The following is an 18,696-nucleotide window of genomic DNA, read 5'->3' on the forward strand; positions in this document are numbered from 1 at the left end:
ATCTGGTTGGTCAAAAACATATACTTGGAAATTAGTCCCTAATGGAGCTTGGAAAGGCGGAAACGCACCTATAAACATAGTGGTTCAATTCAATAAAGGTATGACTGACAAAAAAATCCAATTCACCATCGCAAACCCCTACATCCTTGACGAGCAGTACTCCGGCGCCCCCACGACTCCCGCGCCGGAAATAACAGGAACTGGCGCCCCGACGAAAGAGACGCCGTTCCTTCCGGCAATATTCACGGTCAGCGCACTATTGCTGGCATGGCGCTTGAAAAAATCGTGAGATGGGGCATACAATAAACACTTTCAGTCAACGTTGCTTTACGGCGCTGGGGTTGCGACCCCAGACCGGCGGAAGCGCCGCCGCTGGCAGGTTTAACATGAAATTTCAGAAATTTTAATTATACAAAGATTTTATTAAAAAGATATTTAGTATATTGAACCATCATTCATTTGATTGAACTATAATCAGGCGGCTTAAAATGTAGTCTCAAAGGATTAAATTATCTCAAAGATAATCGTTAAATACTTTGAAAAATGATATGACTGTGAAACTAATATGCTCAGTGAAACAGTAATATCAAAGGGATACCAGACCGTAGTACCTGCAAAAATAAGGAAAGCGCACAAAATAATACCCGGAGATGTTCTCGAATGGATTGACACCGAAAAGGGAATAATTGTGCTGCCAAGAAAAAAAAGGACATTGAAGGATATAATCGGGCTGGTAAAAGCGGGTGGGGATGCCGTTGAGTCCAAAAAGCAGGTCCAGAAGGGACTTAAATGATCTTTGCGGATTCTTCATATTTTATCGCCATTGCACGAGAAAAGGACAGGTGGCACAAAGATGCTCTGAAGGTATCTGAAAAAACCAGGGAATCCCTGCTGATCTCTGAGCTTATCATAAGCGAAAGCATAACAATAGTGGGTTCATTTGAAGGCGGGAAGGCAGGAAAAATCCTCTACGAATACTTCATCGATAATTGTAAAATAGAATTCCTGAATAAAGAATTAATGGAAAAGGCGGTGGACACATTCTTGAAGTACGACGGCTCGATATCTCTGGCTGACGCTTCATCTGTCGGGATTATGAGAAAACATGGAATTAAAAAGATAATTTCATTTGATAGCGATTTTGATAAAGTAAATGAGATCGACAGGATCAGGTAGATAATTGAAAGAAATGTTCACCACAATACGAGGTCAGAAAATCCTCTTCTCATTATTAACAGCCAGGGATTCCCAGAAATTCCCGGAGTTAAGAAAAGACGCAAAAGATGGTGGCGTTGTGGCAGAAGTTATAAAGGTTTAATATTAATATACCAACCATTCATAATAGTCAATATGGAAAGCCTTGATCTTCAGGGTAAAGTATGCCCCTTTGTATTATTTCATACAAAGAAAAAACTTGAAACAATACCTGTTGGTGAAAAACTGGAAGTAATAACAAACGATCCCACCGCAAAAGATACAATATCAGGATGGTGCAAGACGCATCATCATGAGGTACTGGAAATAAAAAACCAGGGGACTCATATTAAGATTGTAATTCTTAAACACTAACGGACTTTTTGATTGATTAATTAATTTATTTTAATAGTTATATTGTTATGCAGAAAGTATATCAACTACTTTTACAATTTAATATTTGCTTCTTCTAACTCAAAGTACAGGTGAATGCCATCTGGGAAAAGTGATGCAGGAAGTTAAAATATAAACAAGGTATTACAATGGAAACGACGCTTACAAATTTTAATGTAAAGGATATGACCGAGAATTCAAAGAATGTTAACGCCACTCTTAAAGTAATTGAGATAGGAGAGGTCAAGGACATAAAATCACAATATGGTGATAAACGAGTCTGTGAAGTAAAAGTTGCAGATGCGACAGGAAGCATCCTATTATCCTTATGGGATGACCAGATCGGCAAAATTGCAGCAGAAGATAGCATCTCGATCCAGAATGGTTATATTTCCGTAGTAAGAAATTCCATGAGATTGAACATAGGAAAATACGGGAAGATGTTGTTATCAGAAGAACCGGTTGTTGAAGTCAACACTGAACTTAATATGTCTGATAAGCACGTGGAAATGCCAGACAGGCCAAGACGCACCGGAGGATACAGCGGAGGCGGTGGTCGCGGTGGCAGCGGAGGTTATGGCAGCATGTACGGTAGCGGAGGAGGCGGCTATGGCGGAGGAGGATTCGGCGGGGGCAGAGGCGGCGGAGGTCGCGGCGGAGGCAGCGGGGGCAGGGACCGCGGCCGGGATTCAAGAGATAGAAGAGGCGGCGGAAAAAGAAGATAATATTCTTCTTTTTTTGTTTTTATTAACCTTTTTTATAGTCAGCAGTATAATATAGTAAATAATGCTTGAAAATATTCCGGAGATATTTCTTTCTATCACGAACAAGGAATTTCGTGTTCTTGTTGCTATCGAAAACCAGATGAAATCCCATGAATGGGTTCCAATAGAAGAGATCGTGAATTTTACGACATTTGACAGGAAGGAAGTGGAATATATTCTCTCAAACCTGGCACAAAACAAGCTTATTCAAAGGAATGTCCAGGCTTATGAAGGATACAGGATATACTTTGAAGCATACGACCTGCTTGCACTGAATGCGTTCGTGAAGCGAGGATCTGTGAATGCACTGGGTGAAATAATCGGGAGGGGAAAAGAATCTGTAGTATATGAAGCAACAGGCGGCATTATTGACCGGCATGTTATAATTAAACTACACAGGGAAGGAAAAATGAGCTTCAGGCATGTCAGGACAAAAAGAGAAACTATCGGGGAAAGGCGGCATCTTTCCTGGTTATATGCTGCACGTCTTGCAGCTAAAAAAGAATATGATGCCCTTGTTGCTCTTTATCCGAAAGTCAGTGTCCCTGAGCCGATAGATCATAACAGGCATGGGATCGTGATGTCCAAAGCAATGGGTCAACAGCTTGCGCATACCCGGCTGGATGAACCTGGTTGGTATCTGGATGAGATATTAAGACAGATAAAAAGAGCATACGGACTCGGGATTATCCATTGTGACCTGAGTGAATTTAATATCTTTGTTAATCCCGCAGGATGTGAGATCATCGATTGGCCCCAATTCATCAAACCGACTCATCCTAATGCACATCAGTTTCTTCACAGGGATGTTGATAATGTATTATCATATTTTAACCGTAAATACAGGATCAAAAGAGACACTGGCGAGATAATAAATACTATTATAACATGAATTATGCCGGAAAATATAATTTTTGGTATAGACATTGCTAAAGGTTCTTTACATGCAAGGGAAAAACCAGCCTATGCCGTAGTGATACTCAGAAATGGGGATATTGAACATCACAAAATGGTAAGCCTCCATAAATTCATGCGAATGGTCTGGAAAGAAAAACCATCGTTGATCGCTGTTGATAATATTTATGAATTAGTTTCGGATAAGCATGACCTTATTTCGTTCCTTGAGAAATTACCCCCTGATACGAAACTTGCCCAGGTAACAGGGGGTGAGCAGCTTTTACCACTTACAAAACTAGCCCGCCAGCAGGGACTATCCTTTGACAGGTTTGACCCTGGCGCTGAGGCCCTCATATGCGCGCAGCTTTCACAAATAGGGGTGGGTTATGAAGTGTCGGCATTTGAGGATAAAACGGTTATCAAGGTCAGCAGGGGGCGCTCACCGGGCAGAGGCGGATGGAGCCAGAACAGGTACAGGCGCAAAATGCATGGGTATGTCAGGCAAAGAGCAAGGGAGATCGAAGATTCCCTGAATGAACTCTCAAGAACCAGGGGATTCACATTTTCCCAGAATATAACAGAGAGGTTCGGGGGATATTCAAAAGCTGAATTCACCGTGGATGCACCAAGAAGCCAGATCCATATCGGTTCGGGAAAATACGGGGATGTGCAGGTGAGTGTAAAAGGCATAGAACGTGATTCCGTGGTTTTTAAGCCGCTAAAAGTGAAAAAAAGAGATTATATCATCGTTGGAATCGACCCTGGAACCACGACAGCTATTGCCGTTCTCACACTTGATGGTGAATTGCGAAAGCTCCATAGTTCAAGGACTATTTCGATACCTGAAGTCATTGAAATGATCGCACAGGAAGGAAGACCGCTTGTTATAGCAAGTGATGTATTCCCTACCCCCAATGCTGTTGAAAAGATCAGAAGGGCATTTAATGCCGTATCAAGCTCTCCTTTTGAAGTACTCTCGGCCGGGGATAAGATTGAGTTTGCAGCACCATATGGTTATTCAAACAACCATGAACGTGATGCCATTGCAGCTGCCGTATCGTTTTATCGCAAAAACAAAAATAAGTTCGAACAGATCAAAAAGAAGACACCTCCAGGAGTAGATGCCAGCGAAGCGATAGCGCAGGTCGTGAGGGGAAAATCTGTTGAGGCTGTTATCTCAGGATTGACCAGGACGGAAATTAAAGAGCCTTATGTCCAGATAATTCCTGAAAAAAAAGATGAGGATGCATTTCACTTGAGGGAATCCATCCGGAAATATGAAGATATAATTAATGAAATGAGGACAAGACAAGAATCTCTGGAAAAAGAACTTCTCATCAGGAACGAAAAGATCCGGGAATTTGAAGAGCTAATAAGAAAGCAGCGTTCAGATGTATACAAAAAAATAAAAAAAGACAAAACAATACAAATCAGGGATATGGATATACAGCGATTGCAAAACAAGATATCTGAGAAAAACAGGAAAATTTCCGAATTAAATGAAAGGATCCATAAACTGAAAAAGGTCCGAAGACTTGAAATAAGCGGCCGTGTTCTTCCTGTGAAGATAATATTTTCTTTTACGAAAGACAGTATCCTTAAAACCCGGGAAACAGTGGGAATAAAAACAGACGACATCATCCTGTTGAAGGATTCAAGCGGTGGAGGAACAATTACCGCTAAAATGCTTGCTGACCTCGGTGTGCGGGCGATCATCATCTGTAATGATATGTCGCATGCTGCAGAAGAAGAACTTTTCAACCTTGGTGTGCCTGTTTTAAAAGCACAGGATGTGAATATCCAGTTTGATCCAGCAGAAGAGCTTGCTGTTATCGATCCTGATGATATGAGAAATGCAATAGAAGACTGGAATAAGAAAGCGCAACAACGCAGGGTTGAGGCAAAAGAAGAATGGCTAAAATCGCTAGTGGATGAGTACAGGAGCGAGAGAAGAAAAGAGCTGAAAGGTTGAAATTATTTCATCTTTGAATTAATATAATATTTTTGAAGGATAAGTTTAAGTATTTTGCAGATTAAACTGAACTGAATATATCATTATTAATGATTTGAATAATAATAATAATGGTGATGATAGGAGTATTCATATGATAGATAAAAACGTTTTAAAGATAATTATAGGATTGGTTTTTGTGCTCTTAGCTTTGCAGGTAATTCAACCAGCAGCGTCAAAAGCACCGGATTTACCTAATAACTCATGTGCTGATTGCCACCGCCAATTGCTTTTTAGTTCAGAATCACAAAGGCAATTTATCGATATTCGCATCAAGCATCTTGAAAGCGGTATTTCATGTTCGATCATTTGCCATGAGGATAGGCTCAATAAATCAACTGCCAGTACTTATGCCATGTGGTCAATATCCACACACGCTCTTTTTGAAGTAACATGTGAAAAATGCCATGGTGGAGACCCGTCAAAGGTTTTGAAACAGGAAGCACATGTTGGTGTTTCAAATTCCAGCATATTACGCGCAAATACTCCCGAAATGTGCGGTAAATGCCACGGGCCTGAACTTGAAGAATTCAAGAGTTCCCAGCATTTCAAGAAATTAGAATCAAACCAGGAAGGACCCGCACCCGCATGCATCACCTGTCACCAGGCGCATAGCGTCCGGGTTTTAACAGCATCTGAAATTGAGGATTTCTGCAGCAATTGCCATAATAACATCACGGGTATAAATCCTGGAGTGCCAAAGAAAGCAGAAACAGCCCTGTCTTCGGTAAGGGAATTGCAGCTTGAAATATCAAAGGCAAGAAGCTCTGTTCTTGCGGCAAAAGCCTCAGGAAAGGATGTTACAGCAGCCGAAGCAGACCTTGAATCAGCAAAGACAATACTAAAAAATACTCCGTCTGTCTGGCACAGGTTTAACCTGACTTACTTTGATACGGAAGTCCATAAAGGAATAACAGATGCCCAGAATGCAGAAAAAGCGATGCCTGATAATAATGAAACAGCGGTTCCAACAAAAGCACCAGGATTTGGAGTTTTCCTGATGGTATCAGGCCTGGTAGCAGCATATCTGTTAAAACGGCATTGACAAATCATCATATTAATTTAATATACAAACAAAAGGTGATTGAATGAATATAAAAAAAACGATTGTATTAGCTGGTTTCATGTTTATATTTGCGATATTAGCCATATTAGCCATGCCAGTATCAGCAGCAGACAATAATTCATGCCTGGATTGCCATGAAAAACTTACAGCATTCAATGAGACAGAAAAACAACTTAATGAGGTAAGAATAAAACATCTTCAAAGGGATGTTGCCTGTTCTCTTGAGTGCCATGCAACTATTATCGACAAGATTGCGAAAAGCAATTATGAACAGTGGACAAATTCCAAACATGCCATGTTCAATGTCACATGCGATAAATGTCATGGGGGCGACGTCGGTTCTGATATAAAGGAAACAGCACATGCAGGTGTTTCACGCTCATCAGAAACAAACAGTACTGTCTTTTACAGGAATGTACCCGAAACTTGCGGTAAATGTCATGTTAATGAATTAAATCAGTTCAAAGATTCCTTACATTATCAGAGATTAAAGGCACTGAAACAGGCACCAACGTGCGATACATGCCACATGCCACATGAATTCAAAGTGTTAAATTCCAGTGAATTCCAGAATCTATGCAGTAGCTGTCATAATATTGATATGAAAATTGCCCCTGACATTCCTGACAAAGCTGTGGTAGCAATTGATAATACTGAAATACTCAGGAACGAGATTAGGATTGCAGATGAGGCTATAAAACAGGCAAAACAGCAGGGAAAAGACGTCACAGTCGCACAAAAAGAGCTTGATTCTGCACTGGCCATCCGGGATAATCTTCCCATACTCTGGCATAGTTTTAACCTTCCCAACTTCCAGAATGTAACTGAAAATGGCATTGTATTTGCCAAGAAAGCACAAACAGAGTTAGGGTTACCCCAGACCAAGCCGTCAACTCCCGGATTTGGAATAATATTATCCGTTATGGGAATAATTTCAATATACCTGCTAATACGCAGAAGATAAAAGAGGTGAAACCAGAATGAACAAAAAACGAATAAATCAAATCATATTGTTGGTTGCATTAGTTCTCCTGCTATTAATGCCCTCTTTAACATCGGCACGGCCCGAATATGCAGTAAAGGAAAGCAGGAATTGCCCATATTGCCATACAAGGGATGGCCCGCCGCAGCTCAACGAGATCGGAGTTTATTATGCTACCCACAATTATTCTATGGAAGGTTATGTTCCAACACCAACAGTGACGCCAACTCCTGAACCTACAAAGGAGATCGAGATAGGGGTTCATATGACAACATGGGATGTAGGGATACGAGGATTGGCTCTTATCCTGCTTGTGCTTGCCATAGTTTATGTAATAAGGTTGTGAGGTAATCATGCATATTGAGAAAATAGAATATGGGCCGGAGAAAGAAGGCCTGTGGTCGCAGGTTGCTTTTGTATTGATAATTCTTTTGGCACTTGTCGCAGCCGGAATTACAGGAATATTTTTTTGGAGAATCTTAACAAGCGATGTCCAGGTTGCATCTACAAGACAATTCAATGAGGACATAGGAAAATTACTTGCTTATCTCCTGTTTGACCTGGCAGCTATCATTTATCTATATGTTAAAGAGCTGCTGCAAGACGAATATGTTACAACACTGGAGTGAGAACATGGATGATAAAATAACTTTTACAATTACAAGAAGGAAGCTTACTGAGCTTATTATGGCACTTGTTGCATTATTCTTTGCAGGAGGCGCCCTGGCATCGATATTGAAATACCTCTGGCCTGCCACTTCTGCAAAAGGCGATGCCGCCGAAATAAAAATTGCAAATGCAGATGAAGTTCCGACAGGCAGTGCCAGGAAGTTCATGTTTAACGGGAAAGCGGCCGTACTCCTGCATATGCCCGCAGGTTTTCGAGCTTTCGGATCCGTTTGCACGCATCTTGGATGTATCTCTTACTGGAAAGAGGATGAAGGCATCCTGTTCTGCCCATGCCACCTGGGAAAGTTCGATCCGAACACAGGCGCTGTAATATCAGGACCGCCCCCATCCCCATTACCGGCAATTGATATTGTCGTAAAAGAAGGAGCGGTCTATGCGCTTAAATGGAAAGATCCTGCATATGTGAGGACCATTTCATTCTATGCCGGAGCTGCCTAGGGGTGATCATATGAGACTTGAAGATAAGATATACAAATGGTTCGATGACAGGTTTAAGTTAAAAGAATTACTCACCCCGATTATCAAGCATCCTGCTCCGGAATATGCGGTGACAAACCCTTTGTACTGCCTCGGAGGGATTGCTTTCCTGTGTTTCCTGATACTTGTTGGAACTGGCGTATTCCTGGCAATGTACTATAAGCCTACACCACTTGAAGCATATAAAAGCGTTGAACATATCATGACCGCAGTTCCCATGGGAAGCCTGATAAGGAGCCTCCACCACTGGGCTGCAAATACTATGATCGCCGCAGTAATGCTTCATATGATGAGGATATACTTCATGGGAGCATATAAGAAACCGCGGGAATTGAACTGGGTTGTTGGTGTAACACTCCTATTGATCACCACAACTTTCGGGTTCTCAGGATACCTTCTGCCATGGGACCAGCTTGCGTTCTGGGCAACAAAAATAGGAACAGGGATCGCGGGATCGATACCAGTCATAGGAGAATATATTTCCTTAATACTGGTAGGAGGAACAGACATTGGCGCTGAGACAATGACAAGGTTCTTTGCCATTCATGTAATGATCCTTCCAATAACCATTGCAATTCTCCTGTTAATGCATTTTGCCATGGTCAGGATACAGGGAATTTCAGGGAGGCTCTGATATGTCATTGATCGAAATTGAAAAGCATGAGGTGGAAGAGGAGAGCCATGAGCCTGTCAGGATACGCGGACTTCCGTTTTTCCCGCATTTCCTGCTTCGTGAAGTAGTTGTAATGTGTCTCGTTGCAGGGAGCCTGATATTGATGGCCTCGATTTACCCGGCAGGTCTTCTCAAGCCGGCAGATCCATTCGATACACCAACGCCTATCTATCCTGAATGGTATTTCCTTTATGTCTTCGGGTTCCTCAAATTCTGGACATGGAATATCGGGCCAATAGAAGCAAAAGTGATCGGTGTGACTTTACCTATGGTATTATGGTATGGCCTTCTGTTCCTGGTACCCTTCATAGACAGGAACCCGTCAAGTGATATAAGGAAAAGAAAAATTGCAGTTGCCCTTGGAGTTATTGCAATTCTCGGGATTCTGTATTTCACATACTATAGCATTGTCTACCATTGACGATGATAAAACTGCCAGGATCAAAATATAATAAAATAGATGCATTATCTAAATTCATTGGCCTGATATTAATCGCAGTGAGTATAGATAATGTATCAAAGGGCAATTATTATATTGCCCTGTTTCTTTTTGGCCTGGGCGGAATAATAGGCATTCTACCAATATTCATTGAAGTGGATACTTCTGCTTAAGCAAGGCTGTTAATGTTTTCCTGTTCACAATCCACAAAAAATATTCTCAATGCTATTTGACACGTTCTTAAAGCGTTGCTATTTTAGAAAGAATTTGCAGTATATTCATATTTAAAAAGAATAACCCGGTTGACCCACCGGGAATTTGAGATTATTTATCCGGCGGCCTCTGCAGCTGCTGCAGCAGGTTTCTCTCTTGTAAAGTGGTAACCGCTTTCTTCAAGCATTGGCCTTATACTATTCTCCCAGTCCTGAGCATCCTGCTCATTTGAGAAGGTGACATCTATATCTTTTCCACTGCGTTTTACAACCACTTCTCCTCCTCTTTCAGATGATCTTCCCATTTCAGAAGTTTCTTCCATCTTAGACGATCTCTCTTGTCCAGAAGCTTGTCCCCCCTTTCTGCCGATCTCCTGATAGAACTCACGGCCGTGTGTTTCCTTAGTTGCCTCTCCACCCTTGCGTCCTGCTTCAGAACGGGATGATGTACCCACTTTCGAAGTTTCCCGTCCACGGGATTCTGCGCCCTTGCGGCCAGCCTCTTCTTTAGTCATTTTGCCAGTTTCTTTTGTCCCTTCTTTTCTCTTCTCTTCTTTCTGCGGCATATTATATCACTCCCTATTTTTAATTTTATTCAGTTTAGTCTCTTCCACCGACCTTATATCCGTCATCTTTCAACTTTGATACTATCTGGTCTTCCCATTTCTGGGCTTCCTCTTCGGTTGAAAAAGAAATATTTAAGTTACCTGCTCTTGCTCTCATAAAAATCTCTTTTTCCCCGGATGCAACTCCTCTTTCCTCTTCTCTTCTTGGCATTTTAGATCACTCCCTTATTGATGTGAGTAATTGTAACTATATCTTTTTGGAAATTTAGTGCCCAGCCAGGCAACAAAATGTTATTGGCTTATAGTTACTTTACCCCTGTAAATACATTACATTTCATAATATAAGAATATTTTGGTAGAAAAATGATATTCTTTATATAACCCCTTTCTCCTAAAGTCACCGATGCTCCGTACACGACTCCGTGATTTCATCGTAACAAAAGACGACTGGATATTCGCAGTTGCAGATTACTGCCATGAAGGTGGAATCCGCTCGATCCTGAGATATGTTCCGGACCCGCAGGGCTCAAGGGGAAGCGGGAAAAAATATCGTAAAATGGATTTTGATGATGCATTCATATTCATGAAGAAAGCCCGCCCCGGATGGGTGAGTGACGTGCATATCGTGCCATGGGATTCGGTCAAAGAGATACTTGCGCCTGATAAAAGGCTGCCGCAGCTAATAGAAAAGAACGGAAAAGTAAAGGCAATTGTACAATCGCTTGAAAAATATGTGCCTGTTGGAAATATGGGTGTTACCGGGTCTCTTCTTCCCGGTCTTGAAATAGGATCATCAGATATTGATTTTATCGTTTATGGAAACTCATGGTTCACTGCACGTGATATTATCCGGCTGGAAAAACAAAAGAAAAACCCGATCACAGAAATCAGTGATGATATGTGGCAGGATATTTATAAGAAACGCAGGCCTGATATCTCATTCGATGAATTCCTGCTCCATGAGACCAGGAAAGGTAACAGGGGAATGGTGGGAGGAACGTATTTTGACCTGCTTTATGTCCGTGATTGGAAGGATATAGCGCCATGTTTACGCGGAACGGATATCGGCAATAAAACCATTGAGGCAACCGTTACAAATGCTGATTTTGCATTTGACAGCCCTGCGATCTATAAAATTGACCATCCTGAGATAAGTTATGTGCTATCTTATACACATACCTATGCAGGGCAGGCGCTGGTGGGCGAGCGAATCGAAGCGCGCGGCATGGTGGAGATTGCGGGAAACATGAAACGGCTTATTGTGGGGACAACCAGGGAGCCTAAAGGGGAATGGATAAGGTCGTTGACGCTGCTTGAAGGATGAAAAACTTGTGATATACGGTTCTGTCAAGCCTCGTCAGGATTTCCCTGATATCTCCTTTCAATTCAGCATCGCTTAAACGGGATTCTTCACGGTATGCCCTGAACTCTTCTTCTAACTTTACAATCCTATCAGTGTTTTCCCAGACTTTATCTGTAATTGTAACAAGTTCTTTGAGCTTCTCGTAGATATCGCCAAGTCCTATTGCCATTTACACTGAAATTCTAAACTACTTAATACTTTCACGACAGGCTATAAGCCCAAAGTATTCGTTGGTTTTCTCTGCTTATTCTACATCAACATAAGATTTATGGTTCATTTTTGATGATAGTTGAAGTAATGGTCGCTCTCGGACTAACATTCAAGCTTCCTTCTCCAGGTTCCTGATATTGATGAATGGGGCATGATCCAGCCATTATATTTCAATTTGGAATTCGATTTGATCGGAGGATTTGGAACGCCGATAAGGACTTCCTCGATCTTTGTCTCAAAATCATCCCCCAACTGCAATTCAAATGTTGCTCCCTTTGTATATGAAATGAATTCATAAGTCCATAGATCAAAAACAGGCACAATTCCTTTTACTTCAAAAAAGAGCTCGATGAACTCTTTTGGAGGGATCTCAATATTAAAATATGCATTTAATTTCAGGATCTTATTCCCATCGCTCTGGCTTATTATATCATAAACAACGAATAGTCTGGGCTTGATTTCCGTTTCATCGTTTGAATTATGCGGTCTGCAATTCTCAAGATCAAAATCATTTCTCCTTATGTAAACCGGCTCAAGCGGAGTAAGATTCTTATTGCACATATATCCGCTTATTTCAAATGAAGTAGAAAATTTGAAGGAAATATCCTGGTATTTGTGAATATTTTTCAGGATCTCTTCCTCTTCCCCGGTTGTTAATCCCTGAACAGCAAAATCGAACAATGCAACAAGACCGTCCCTGTTGATCAATTTTGAAGCACTCCCTTCTTTTGCCTCATTTTTTACCATATAATCATACATCCTGTTCAGGACAATCTTATCATTTTCACCTTCCACTTCACCTTCTTTCTTGAATATTATTGAAAGATTGGACGTTCTGGGTTCTTCGGACAATTCGAGCAAACCATGTTTTTCATACAAAGAATATATTTCATCATCTACTTGTTCATATTTATTTAAATTCCGTGTTCCTTTTAAAATAAATCCTACCAGTTCATTCCTTGTAAAATGCCTGTCTATTATTTCATCTATAATGGATTTTGACACATCTTTAACCATCATTGTAAGAGGATGCTCTTCCAGGACAAAAACAACAAAACCTGAAAGTATAAAGGCTTCACCCACTTTGCCAAAAAGCTCAATAATAACATTCAGGATATGTAAGATACCAGTTGGCTGTGAAACAGGGATCAATTCCTTTGCAAGTAGAGATAGAAGCAAAAGGATGATACCGTTCAACCCTATTTTGACCGCTAAGCTCCTGCGTTTTTCAAACAGGTCTTTAAATATCGATTTTTTGTAAGTCATAATAAGAATGTTGTATGGAATAATATATATATTTTTAGTTCATTTATTGTCGATTCAATATACATCGCGTATTTTTTAATAGATACGATATTTTGATTTGATTGAATGACCTGACTTTGCCTGAGGATTTGATGCCATGCGGTGTTTACTTCGGCATAATTTATTGAGAGACTATGAGGTCTCAATGTTAAGGCCAGTTGTGTCGTAAGTTATGAAGATAACCATCACAAATGTTAGTATAACTGCAAATTTAATAAGTTTATCGATAGTTTAATATGTTTTTTTGGTTTTAAACGTATTTAATGATTTATTTTATAGATTTAACGTCTATTATTGGTTTTCTAAGATTATTAGTCACAATAATGGTTATTGAATTCATCGAATTTAAAAATCATCACATCTGAAAGCGCGCAAAAGGTCATTTATGCTTGATTCATGCCAAGATTTATAACGAAACAAATTGATATTTAAGAGTAGTGGGAAAATGACACAGGAAATATCCGGCAATAAATTATATTCAGTCCTTTTTATTCTGTCTATTGCCATAGTACTAATGGCAGTTTTACTATTCACCAGACCTGCGGCCATATCCGGGCAAAAAGAAGAGCACACTCTCACAATTTCAGGCACTGCGAGTAAAAATGTAGCCCCTGATACTGCTTCATTGAGCATTGGTGTTGTTGTTCAGGCACAAACTGCAAAGGAAGCTTCAGATAAGAATGCCATTTCAATGAATGCAGTAATTAATGAACTCAAGAATCTCGGGCTTGAGGATAAAGACATTCAAACGTCTTTTCTTTCCATCCAGCCTGTTTACAAAACTAATGGCATACAAACCATTGAAACTTATTCTGCATCCAATAATGTACAGGTTACGACCAGGATGTTAGATAAACTGAGCGATATTATTGACAGATCCGCAGCCGCAGGGGGCAACCAGATTGGAGGAATATCCTTTTCCGTATCCGAACAACAACAAAAGGAACTTCAGGAGGAGCTGCTGACAGAAGCTGTATCGAATGCATCATCAAAGGCCAATGATCTTGCTAAAAATCTGGATGTCAGGATAGTCGGTGTGAAGACATCTTCCATAAGTGATGGCGGGATTATTCAACCATTTCTCAGGGAGGCATCAATTTCGCAAGGAAAAGTTGCTACACCAGTTAATCCCGGGGAGACAAAAGTTTCATTAACTGTCCAGGTAACATACATAATTGAGTAATCATAATAATAACAATTATTTTGAGCATTAAAATATTATATCAGCTATATAAGCGATTAAATACATTTTTACTATTGATGAACATTCTTGAAATTACAGAAGATAAGATCTTCCAGACCTTAGGTAAAGGAAGAGACCCGCAATATGAGCCAATAGACAAAACCAGATGGATAAAAAAATTTGAACCGTTTGATTATACTTGCCTCGTAAAGTGAAAACTGAAATTTATATTTTGATCTTTCATCCCATATACCTCGTCTGAGGGCAGAGTTACCATCATCCGCTTCGTTGCAAAGGCATTTGAATCAGGACACCACCCCATCATTTTTTTTATGTTCAGAAAAGATAACCGCAATCAATTTTTGATTCGATGTTCCAAACTTCACACTTCCCTATATATTCGTGTGAATTGTAAATATAAATAATAATCATATATTTAATTTCAGGAGATAAATATGAGATATGTCCATATCCAGTCAGTACTTCCCCAGGAAGACGTGATCGCTTTGAAAGTGAAGTCCGGGGAATCTTCAATAAAAGATGCCATTGCCAAGGCAATCTACCATTATTTAAAATGTGAGCTGGCGGACTAAAATTAATATATGAATCAACTATATATCTGAGAAAATACCTATTATTTTTTATTGGTGAATTTTTTTATGAGTCAAAGGGAAGAATTAGAAAAGTTGGCAAAAGCATGCGAAGAGTGTTCGGGTAAAGATATAGCATCACTGGATGAACATCTTGAAAAGTGTCCTGCATGCCAGGAGTACAAGATGAAAGCTGAAAAAATCAATCAGATGATGGAAGCCGTACACATGCTTGCATTGAAACCGGATGAAGAACGGCGCAAGATTTTGAGCGCGCGCATGGAGCAATTCTCGGCCATGCCGGAAGATAAGAGAATGACAGCAATAAGCGATATGCTTGATTCAATTGCAGAACTCCCTGAGGAAGACAGGATAAAGATCGTAAAAACAAGAACAGATATTATCACAAGTTTACCCGAACAAAAAAAAGATATTTTAATGGAAACCTTGAAGAAAGTAATGGCCGGATGGACCCATGACAGGAAGATGATGGAAAAACAGGCTGTAATGGCGGCTACCCAGGATTATTTCATATTGAAAAGAATGATTATCAGAAAGATGTTTGAGAAAATGCTGGAATAAGGTGAATTTAACGCCTGGCATATAATCTCATAATTACACTCCCTTCCTATGCAATATTTTCATCGCCTCATAATTTCTTGTGCGCTCAGAAATATCATAGAAAATCAGTACAATACCAATAATGTTATTTCCATCAATTTTGATGCTTGAACCGATAATATCAACAGGTATTTTCATACCTTCCTTTGTTATCAATATTGTATGATCCGCAAGACCATAGAAAATATCTTCTTTGACTGCCTTTCTTACAGGATCTTCTAATTTTATATTGGTTTCGCTGATAATATTAAAGACACACGTCAGAGGTTTTCCTATCGCATCGTTCTGCTTCCAGCCTGTCAATGCCTCTGCGATCGGGTTCATAAGTCTTATTGATCCATCCGGATCAGTGGCAATGACCGCATCACCTACGCTTTCAATAACTGCTGTCAGCCACTGGTTTTTCTCTCTCAAACTCTTTTCACTCTCTTTTAGTTTCTGTCCCATTCCATGTTTGTAGAGAGCTATCTCAATTGTAATCTGTAATTCTCTATCTTTAAACGGTTTAATTAAATACCCAAAAGGCTCTGTTATTTTTGCTCTTTCCAGTGTTTTTTCATCAGCATAAGCAGTAAGGTACACGACAGGGATGTCAAAAAGAGAATGTATTTGTGCTGCAGTTTCAATTCCGTCTATCTTACCATGTATTACGATGTCCATCAACACCAGATCAGGATTATTTTCTTTTACCTTTTTGACAGCCTCTTCCCCTGAAGATGCTATTCCGATAATATCATATCCCATCGTCGTTAATTTCCTTTGTAAGCCTTCTGCAATAATGACTTCATCTTCAACAATAATTATTTTTTTTGCAGTATTCATTTTATCCCTCCGAACTTAATTTGAAATTCCGTCCCTGTATCTGTATTTACATTGATTTCACCATGTAGCTGGTTTTCTGCCAGTATTGTGACCAGATGCAAACCCAATGAGCTGGTTTTTCTAAAATCAAGGTCTCTTGGCAGGCCGATGCCATTATCGCCGATCACAAGTTCAAACATTTCTTCATCCATTTTTCGTAATGCTATCCTGACTTCACCTTTTTTGCCCCCTGGAAATGCGTATTTTAAAGAATTAGTGACCAGTTCATTGATTATCAGTCCACATGGAATGGCAGAATCAATATCTAACTGGATATTTTCAATTTTTATGTTAAGTGTTATTTTGTCCGAATTGACTACATAAGACTGAAAAAGATTAGCAGCCAGATCATTGATGTAATCATTGAAGTCAATTTTTGCCAGATCTTTGGATTGATAGAGTTTTTCATGAACAAGAGACATGGAAGTTATTCTGTTCTGGCTTTCGGTAAATATGTCAATCACATTTTTATCTTTGATATAATGGGCGTGACAATCCAGAAGACTGGAAACAATCTGCATATTGTTCTTGACACGATGATGGATTTCTTTTAGAAGCGTTTCTTTTTCCTTTAGGGAGATTTCAATTTGTTTTTCTGCCAGCTTTCGTTCAGTAATGTCCCTTGACACATAAATAACATTTACAACCTTCCCGGTTTTATCCTTTATGGGCGATGTAGAAACCTCAACATATTGCTTTTTTCCACCCCTGATATAATGCACATGCTCTGCTTCTGAATATTTACCCGAATTCAAAGTATTAATTAGAGGGCAGATATCGTCTGGAGAAGTACATGGCGAAGAACGTTTATGTGTGATCTCGTAACAGGTTTTTCCCATCAATTCTTCTTTCTTCATCCCATAAATCTCCAGGAAAACCGAGTTTACATCGGTTATCCTGAAATTATTAATATCAATGATAGCAATAGCGTCATTCATACTGTTAATCACGGTTTCGGCGAATTCCTTTGATTTATTCAGTAAATCTTCTGCTTTTTTGCGTTCAGTAATATCACGAACTATGAATGACAGACCAGCTAAATTCTGATTCAAATCCAGCAATTGAGACGTTGTCAAATTCACAAAAATCCTGGTACCATCTTTACGCATGTATATTGTTTCTACCCCGGAAGCCGATTTGCCATTTATAGTATTACGGATGAGATCTTCCCTGTAAATCTGTAAATTTAACGGAACTATCAGGCTGGAAAGTTTCTTTTCCATTACTTCATGTGCATTCCATCCAAAAAGATTCTCCGCGCTGCGGTTCCATGAAGTAACTTTATCTTCAAGGTCCGTTGTTATGATTGCATCATTTGCATTATCGAATATATTAAGGTACTTATTCTCTGCTCTTATGCGAAGATTTTCCTCTGCTATGGCCAGCTTTTCATATGGTAATTCTATGGATGATCTATATAGGCCAAGATAAAAATAAAAAAAACTGGCAATTATCAGGAAATGTCCTGAGAATTCACTATAAAGGTAGACCATATTACTGAAAATTATTATAACAGAACCATATGTTAAATATTGAAGGTTTCTCTGCCCTGTTTCCCTGGCTCTTTTTGCATAAAGGTAGCCTGCAACTAAAATAATTATTGTTGTTATGAATAATAACATTACAGCTGGAATGGAATAATTATCAAGGGTAAATCCCAGAAAGAACATATTATCGTGGACGAAAACAGAAGACAGGAAAACTGACAATATTACTATTACAGACAAAACCATTACTTTTTTGTTAATCAATTTAGGAAGTGAATCATTATGAATATATACACTTGATATAAGTGAAACAGCCAGGATGAATCTGGATTCAAAAAAGAAAATCCCTGCTTTGTGAGACGAGTTGGAATTGATGAAATCCGGCATAAAAGGATAAGAAAGTAAATGAAACAGAATTAAAAGTCCAATAATTAAGAAAGCGGAACCAAGAAAAAGAGAATGATTATCCCGGCTTTTATTATATGCATACCACGTTATAGTAAAAATTGAAATAGCCACAAACACAGCGAACAGGTCAGATATAATCTCTAAAAGTTCTCCCGGTGATTCGGCATTATTTAACGTTGATAATTCTATAGATTCTTCCAGAACGTATCCTATAAAGGAAACAAACGCAACCAGGATCACTAATTTCCATATTGGATTCAAGATTTCTACCTGTTTTAAAATTGTTGAGTGTCTTTTCTAATAA

General features: G+C 39.5%; 22 protein-coding genes and 1 pseudogene. 16 read left to right on the top strand and 7 right to left on the bottom strand.

Annotation, left to right across the window (positions count from 1 at the left end; genetic code table 11):
* Nucleotides 1-565: 565 nt before the first annotated feature.
* The 3 genes from FIB07_11200 to FIB07_11210 all read left to right on the top strand — a co-directional run bounded on the left by FIB07_11200 (nucleotide 566) and on the right by FIB07_11210 (nucleotide 1,569).
* Nucleotides 566-793, top strand: coding sequence for an AbrB/MazE/SpoVT family DNA-binding domain-containing protein (locus tag FIB07_11200; protein ID NJD53422.1), 228 nt, complete (start codon nucleotides 566-568; stop codon nucleotides 791-793).
* A complete protein-coding gene (locus FIB07_11205) occupies nucleotides 790-1,176 on the top strand; it encodes a type II toxin-antitoxin system VapC family toxin (GenBank protein ID NJD53423.1) in 387 nt (128 codons plus the stop codon). The genes FIB07_11200 and FIB07_11205 overlap by 4 nt, the downstream gene beginning before the upstream one ends.
* Nucleotides 1,177-1,350: 174 nt before the next feature.
* Nucleotides 1,351-1,569, top strand: coding sequence for a sulfurtransferase TusA family protein (locus FIB07_11210; GenBank protein NJD53424.1), 219 nt, complete (start codon nucleotides 1,351-1,353; stop codon nucleotides 1,567-1,569).
* Nucleotides 1,570-2,164: 595 nt separating this feature from the next.
* Here FIB07_11210 and FIB07_11215 read toward each other — a convergent pair.
* Nucleotides 2,165-2,263, bottom strand: a pseudogene (locus FIB07_11215) (DUF2497 domain-containing protein).
* 110 nt (nucleotides 2,264-2,373) lie between these two features.
* On the opposite strand from FIB07_11215, the gene FIB07_11220 reads away from it, so the two are divergent.
* The 10 genes from FIB07_11220 to FIB07_11265 all read left to right on the top strand — a co-directional run bounded on the left by FIB07_11220 (nucleotide 2,374) and on the right by FIB07_11265 (nucleotide 9,759).
* Entirely contained in the window at nucleotides 2,374-3,243 is an 870-nt protein-coding gene (locus tag FIB07_11220) for a serine/threonine protein kinase (GenBank protein ID NJD53425.1), read from the top strand.
* A gap of 3 nt (nucleotides 3,244-3,246) precedes the next feature.
* Nucleotides 3,247-5,220 carry a DUF460 domain-containing protein gene (locus FIB07_11225; protein ID NJD53426.1) on the top strand — a complete coding sequence of 658 codons (1,974 nt, stop codon included), beginning with the start codon at nucleotides 3,247-3,249 and terminating at the stop codon, nucleotides 5,218-5,220.
* Between the two features lie 133 nt (nucleotides 5,221-5,353).
* Entirely contained in the window at nucleotides 5,354-6,304 is a 951-nt protein-coding gene (locus tag FIB07_11230; GenBank protein NJD53427.1) for a hypothetical protein, read from the top strand.
* A 43-nt stretch (nucleotides 6,305-6,347) separates the two neighbouring features.
* On the top strand, nucleotides 6,348-7,289 hold the full coding sequence (locus tag FIB07_11235; protein NJD53428.1) for a hypothetical protein: 942 nt from the start codon (nucleotides 6,348-6,350) through the stop codon (nucleotides 7,287-7,289).
* 16 nt (nucleotides 7,290-7,305) lie between these two features.
* Nucleotides 7,306-7,653 carry a hypothetical protein gene (locus FIB07_11240; GenBank protein ID NJD53429.1) on the top strand — a complete coding sequence of 116 codons (348 nt, stop codon included), beginning with the start codon at nucleotides 7,306-7,308 and terminating at the stop codon, nucleotides 7,651-7,653.
* 7 nt (nucleotides 7,654-7,660) lie between these two features.
* A complete protein-coding gene (locus tag FIB07_11245; protein NJD53430.1) occupies nucleotides 7,661-7,936 on the top strand; it encodes a hypothetical protein in 276 nt (91 codons plus the stop codon).
* Entirely contained in the window at nucleotides 7,890-8,435 is a 546-nt protein-coding gene (locus FIB07_11250) for a Rieske (2Fe-2S) protein (GenBank protein NJD53431.1), read from the top strand. Before FIB07_11245 ends, FIB07_11250 begins: the two co-directional genes overlap by 47 nt.
* A complete protein-coding gene (locus FIB07_11255; protein ID NJD53432.1) occupies nucleotides 8,419-9,108 on the top strand; it encodes a cytochrome b6 in 690 nt (229 codons plus the stop codon). The genes FIB07_11250 and FIB07_11255 overlap by 17 nt, the downstream gene beginning before the upstream one ends.
* 1 nt (nucleotide 9,109) lies before the next feature.
* A complete protein-coding gene (locus tag FIB07_11260) occupies nucleotides 9,110-9,568 on the top strand; it encodes a hypothetical protein (GenBank protein NJD53433.1) in 459 nt (152 codons plus the stop codon).
* A gap of 2 nt (nucleotides 9,569-9,570) precedes the next feature.
* Entirely contained in the window at nucleotides 9,571-9,759 is a 189-nt protein-coding gene (locus tag FIB07_11265) for a hypothetical protein (protein ID NJD53434.1), read from the top strand.
* A gap of 155 nt (nucleotides 9,760-9,914) precedes the next feature.
* On the opposite strand, the gene FIB07_11270 is transcribed toward FIB07_11265, so the two are convergent.
* Nucleotides 9,915-10,364, bottom strand: coding sequence for a glucose starvation-inducible protein B (locus FIB07_11270; GenBank protein ID NJD53435.1), 450 nt, complete (start codon nucleotides 10,362-10,364; stop codon nucleotides 9,915-9,917).
* A 403-nt stretch (nucleotides 10,365-10,767) separates the two neighbouring features.
* On the opposite strand from FIB07_11270, the gene FIB07_11275 reads away from it, so the two are divergent.
* Nucleotides 10,768-11,688 (top strand): DNA polymerase subunit beta, encoded by a 921-nt coding sequence (locus FIB07_11275; GenBank protein ID NJD53436.1) that lies wholly within the window; start codon nucleotides 10,768-10,770, stop codon nucleotides 11,686-11,688.
* On the opposite strand, the gene FIB07_11280 is transcribed toward FIB07_11275, so the two are convergent.
* Nucleotides 11,645-11,896, bottom strand: a complete 252-nt coding sequence (locus tag FIB07_11280; GenBank protein NJD53437.1) for a hypothetical protein — start codon at nucleotides 11,894-11,896, stop codon at nucleotides 11,645-11,647. The two genes, FIB07_11275 and FIB07_11280, sit on opposite strands and share 44 nt — an antisense overlap.
* Nucleotides 11,897-12,039: 143 nt before the next feature.
* Nucleotides 12,040-13,203, bottom strand: a complete 1,164-nt coding sequence (locus FIB07_11285; protein NJD53438.1) for a hypothetical protein — start codon at nucleotides 13,201-13,203, stop codon at nucleotides 12,040-12,042.
* Between the two features lie 484 nt (nucleotides 13,204-13,687).
* Between FIB07_11285 and FIB07_11290 the strand changes: the two genes are divergently transcribed.
* Nucleotides 13,688-14,425, top strand: coding sequence for a DUF541 domain-containing protein (locus tag FIB07_11290; GenBank protein NJD53439.1), 738 nt, complete (start codon nucleotides 13,688-13,690; stop codon nucleotides 14,423-14,425).
* A gap of 193 nt (nucleotides 14,426-14,618) precedes the next feature.
* Here the strand turns inward: FIB07_11290 and FIB07_11295 are convergent, their stop codons facing one another.
* On the bottom strand, nucleotides 14,619-14,750 hold the full coding sequence (locus FIB07_11295) for a hypothetical protein (protein NJD53440.1): 132 nt from the start codon (nucleotides 14,748-14,750) through the stop codon (nucleotides 14,619-14,621).
* 334 nt (nucleotides 14,751-15,084) lie between these two features.
* On the opposite strand from FIB07_11295, the gene FIB07_11300 reads away from it, so the two are divergent.
* On the top strand, nucleotides 15,085-15,597 hold the full coding sequence (locus FIB07_11300; GenBank protein NJD53441.1) for a hypothetical protein: 513 nt from the start codon (nucleotides 15,085-15,087) through the stop codon (nucleotides 15,595-15,597).
* Nucleotides 15,598-15,630: 33 nt separating this feature from the next.
* Here FIB07_11300 and FIB07_11305 read toward each other — a convergent pair whose 3' ends face one another.
* On the bottom strand, nucleotides 15,631-16,458 hold the full coding sequence (locus FIB07_11305; GenBank protein NJD53442.1) for a response regulator: 828 nt from the start codon (nucleotides 16,456-16,458) through the stop codon (nucleotides 15,631-15,633).
* Nucleotides 16,455-18,653: a PAS domain S-box protein gene (locus FIB07_11310; GenBank protein ID NJD53443.1), complete on the bottom strand. Its 2,199-nt coding sequence runs from the start codon at nucleotides 18,651-18,653 to the stop codon at nucleotides 16,455-16,457. Before FIB07_11310 ends, FIB07_11305 begins: the two co-directional genes overlap by 4 nt.
* Nucleotides 18,654-18,696 lie beyond the last annotated feature (43 nt).

Origin of the sequence: Candidatus Methanoperedens sp., from assembly GCA_012026795.1 — an archaeon.
In the GTDB taxonomy this organism is placed as follows: domain Archaea; phylum Halobacteriota; class Methanosarcinia; order Methanosarcinales; family Methanoperedenaceae; genus Methanoperedens.

Coding starts and splice junctions, on each gene's coding strand:
- FIB07_11200 (NJD53422.1), top strand. CDS start 566: ATGCTCAGTGAAACAGTAATATCAAAGGGATACCAGACCGTAGTACCT.
- FIB07_11205 (NJD53423.1), top strand. CDS start 790: ATGATCTTTGCGGATTCTTCATATTTTATCGCCATTGCACGAGAAAAG.
- FIB07_11210 (NJD53424.1), top strand. CDS start 1,351: ATGGAAAGCCTTGATCTTCAGGGTAAAGTATGCCCCTTTGTATTATTT.
- FIB07_11220 (NJD53425.1), top strand. CDS start 2,374: ATGCTTGAAAATATTCCGGAGATATTTCTTTCTATCACGAACAAGGAA.
- FIB07_11225 (NJD53426.1), top strand. CDS start 3,247: ATGCCGGAAAATATAATTTTTGGTATAGACATTGCTAAAGGTTCTTTA.
- FIB07_11230 (NJD53427.1), top strand. CDS start 5,354: ATGATAGATAAAAACGTTTTAAAGATAATTATAGGATTGGTTTTTGTG.
- FIB07_11235 (NJD53428.1), top strand. CDS start 6,348: ATGAATATAAAAAAAACGATTGTATTAGCTGGTTTCATGTTTATATTT.
- FIB07_11240 (NJD53429.1), top strand. CDS start 7,306: ATGAACAAAAAACGAATAAATCAAATCATATTGTTGGTTGCATTAGTT.
- FIB07_11245 (NJD53430.1), top strand. CDS start 7,661: ATGCATATTGAGAAAATAGAATATGGGCCGGAGAAAGAAGGCCTGTGG.
- FIB07_11250 (NJD53431.1), top strand. CDS start 7,890: ATGTTAAAGAGCTGCTGCAAGACGAATATGTTACAACACTGGAGTGAG.
- FIB07_11255 (NJD53432.1), top strand. CDS start 8,419: ATGCCGGAGCTGCCTAGGGGTGATCATATGAGACTTGAAGATAAGATA.
- FIB07_11260 (NJD53433.1), top strand. CDS start 9,110: ATGTCATTGATCGAAATTGAAAAGCATGAGGTGGAAGAGGAGAGCCAT.
- FIB07_11265 (NJD53434.1), top strand. CDS start 9,571: ATGATAAAACTGCCAGGATCAAAATATAATAAAATAGATGCATTATCT.
- FIB07_11270 (NJD53435.1), bottom strand. CDS start 10,364: ATGCCGCAGAAAGAAGAGAAGAGAAAAGAAGGGACAAAAGAAACTGGC.
- FIB07_11275 (NJD53436.1), top strand. CDS start 10,768: ATGCTCCGTACACGACTCCGTGATTTCATCGTAACAAAAGACGACTGG.
- FIB07_11280 (NJD53437.1), bottom strand. CDS start 11,896: ATGGCAATAGGACTTGGCGATATCTACGAGAAGCTCAAAGAACTTGTT.
- FIB07_11285 (NJD53438.1), bottom strand. CDS start 13,203: ATGACTTACAAAAAATCGATATTTAAAGACCTGTTTGAAAAACGCAGG.
- FIB07_11290 (NJD53439.1), top strand. CDS start 13,688: ATGACACAGGAAATATCCGGCAATAAATTATATTCAGTCCTTTTTATT.
- FIB07_11295 (NJD53440.1), bottom strand. CDS start 14,750: ATGATGGGGTGGTGTCCTGATTCAAATGCCTTTGCAACGAAGCGGATG.
- FIB07_11300 (NJD53441.1), top strand. CDS start 15,085: ATGAGTCAAAGGGAAGAATTAGAAAAGTTGGCAAAAGCATGCGAAGAG.
- FIB07_11305 (NJD53442.1), bottom strand. CDS start 16,458: ATGAATACTGCAAAAAAAATAATTATTGTTGAAGATGAAGTCATTATT.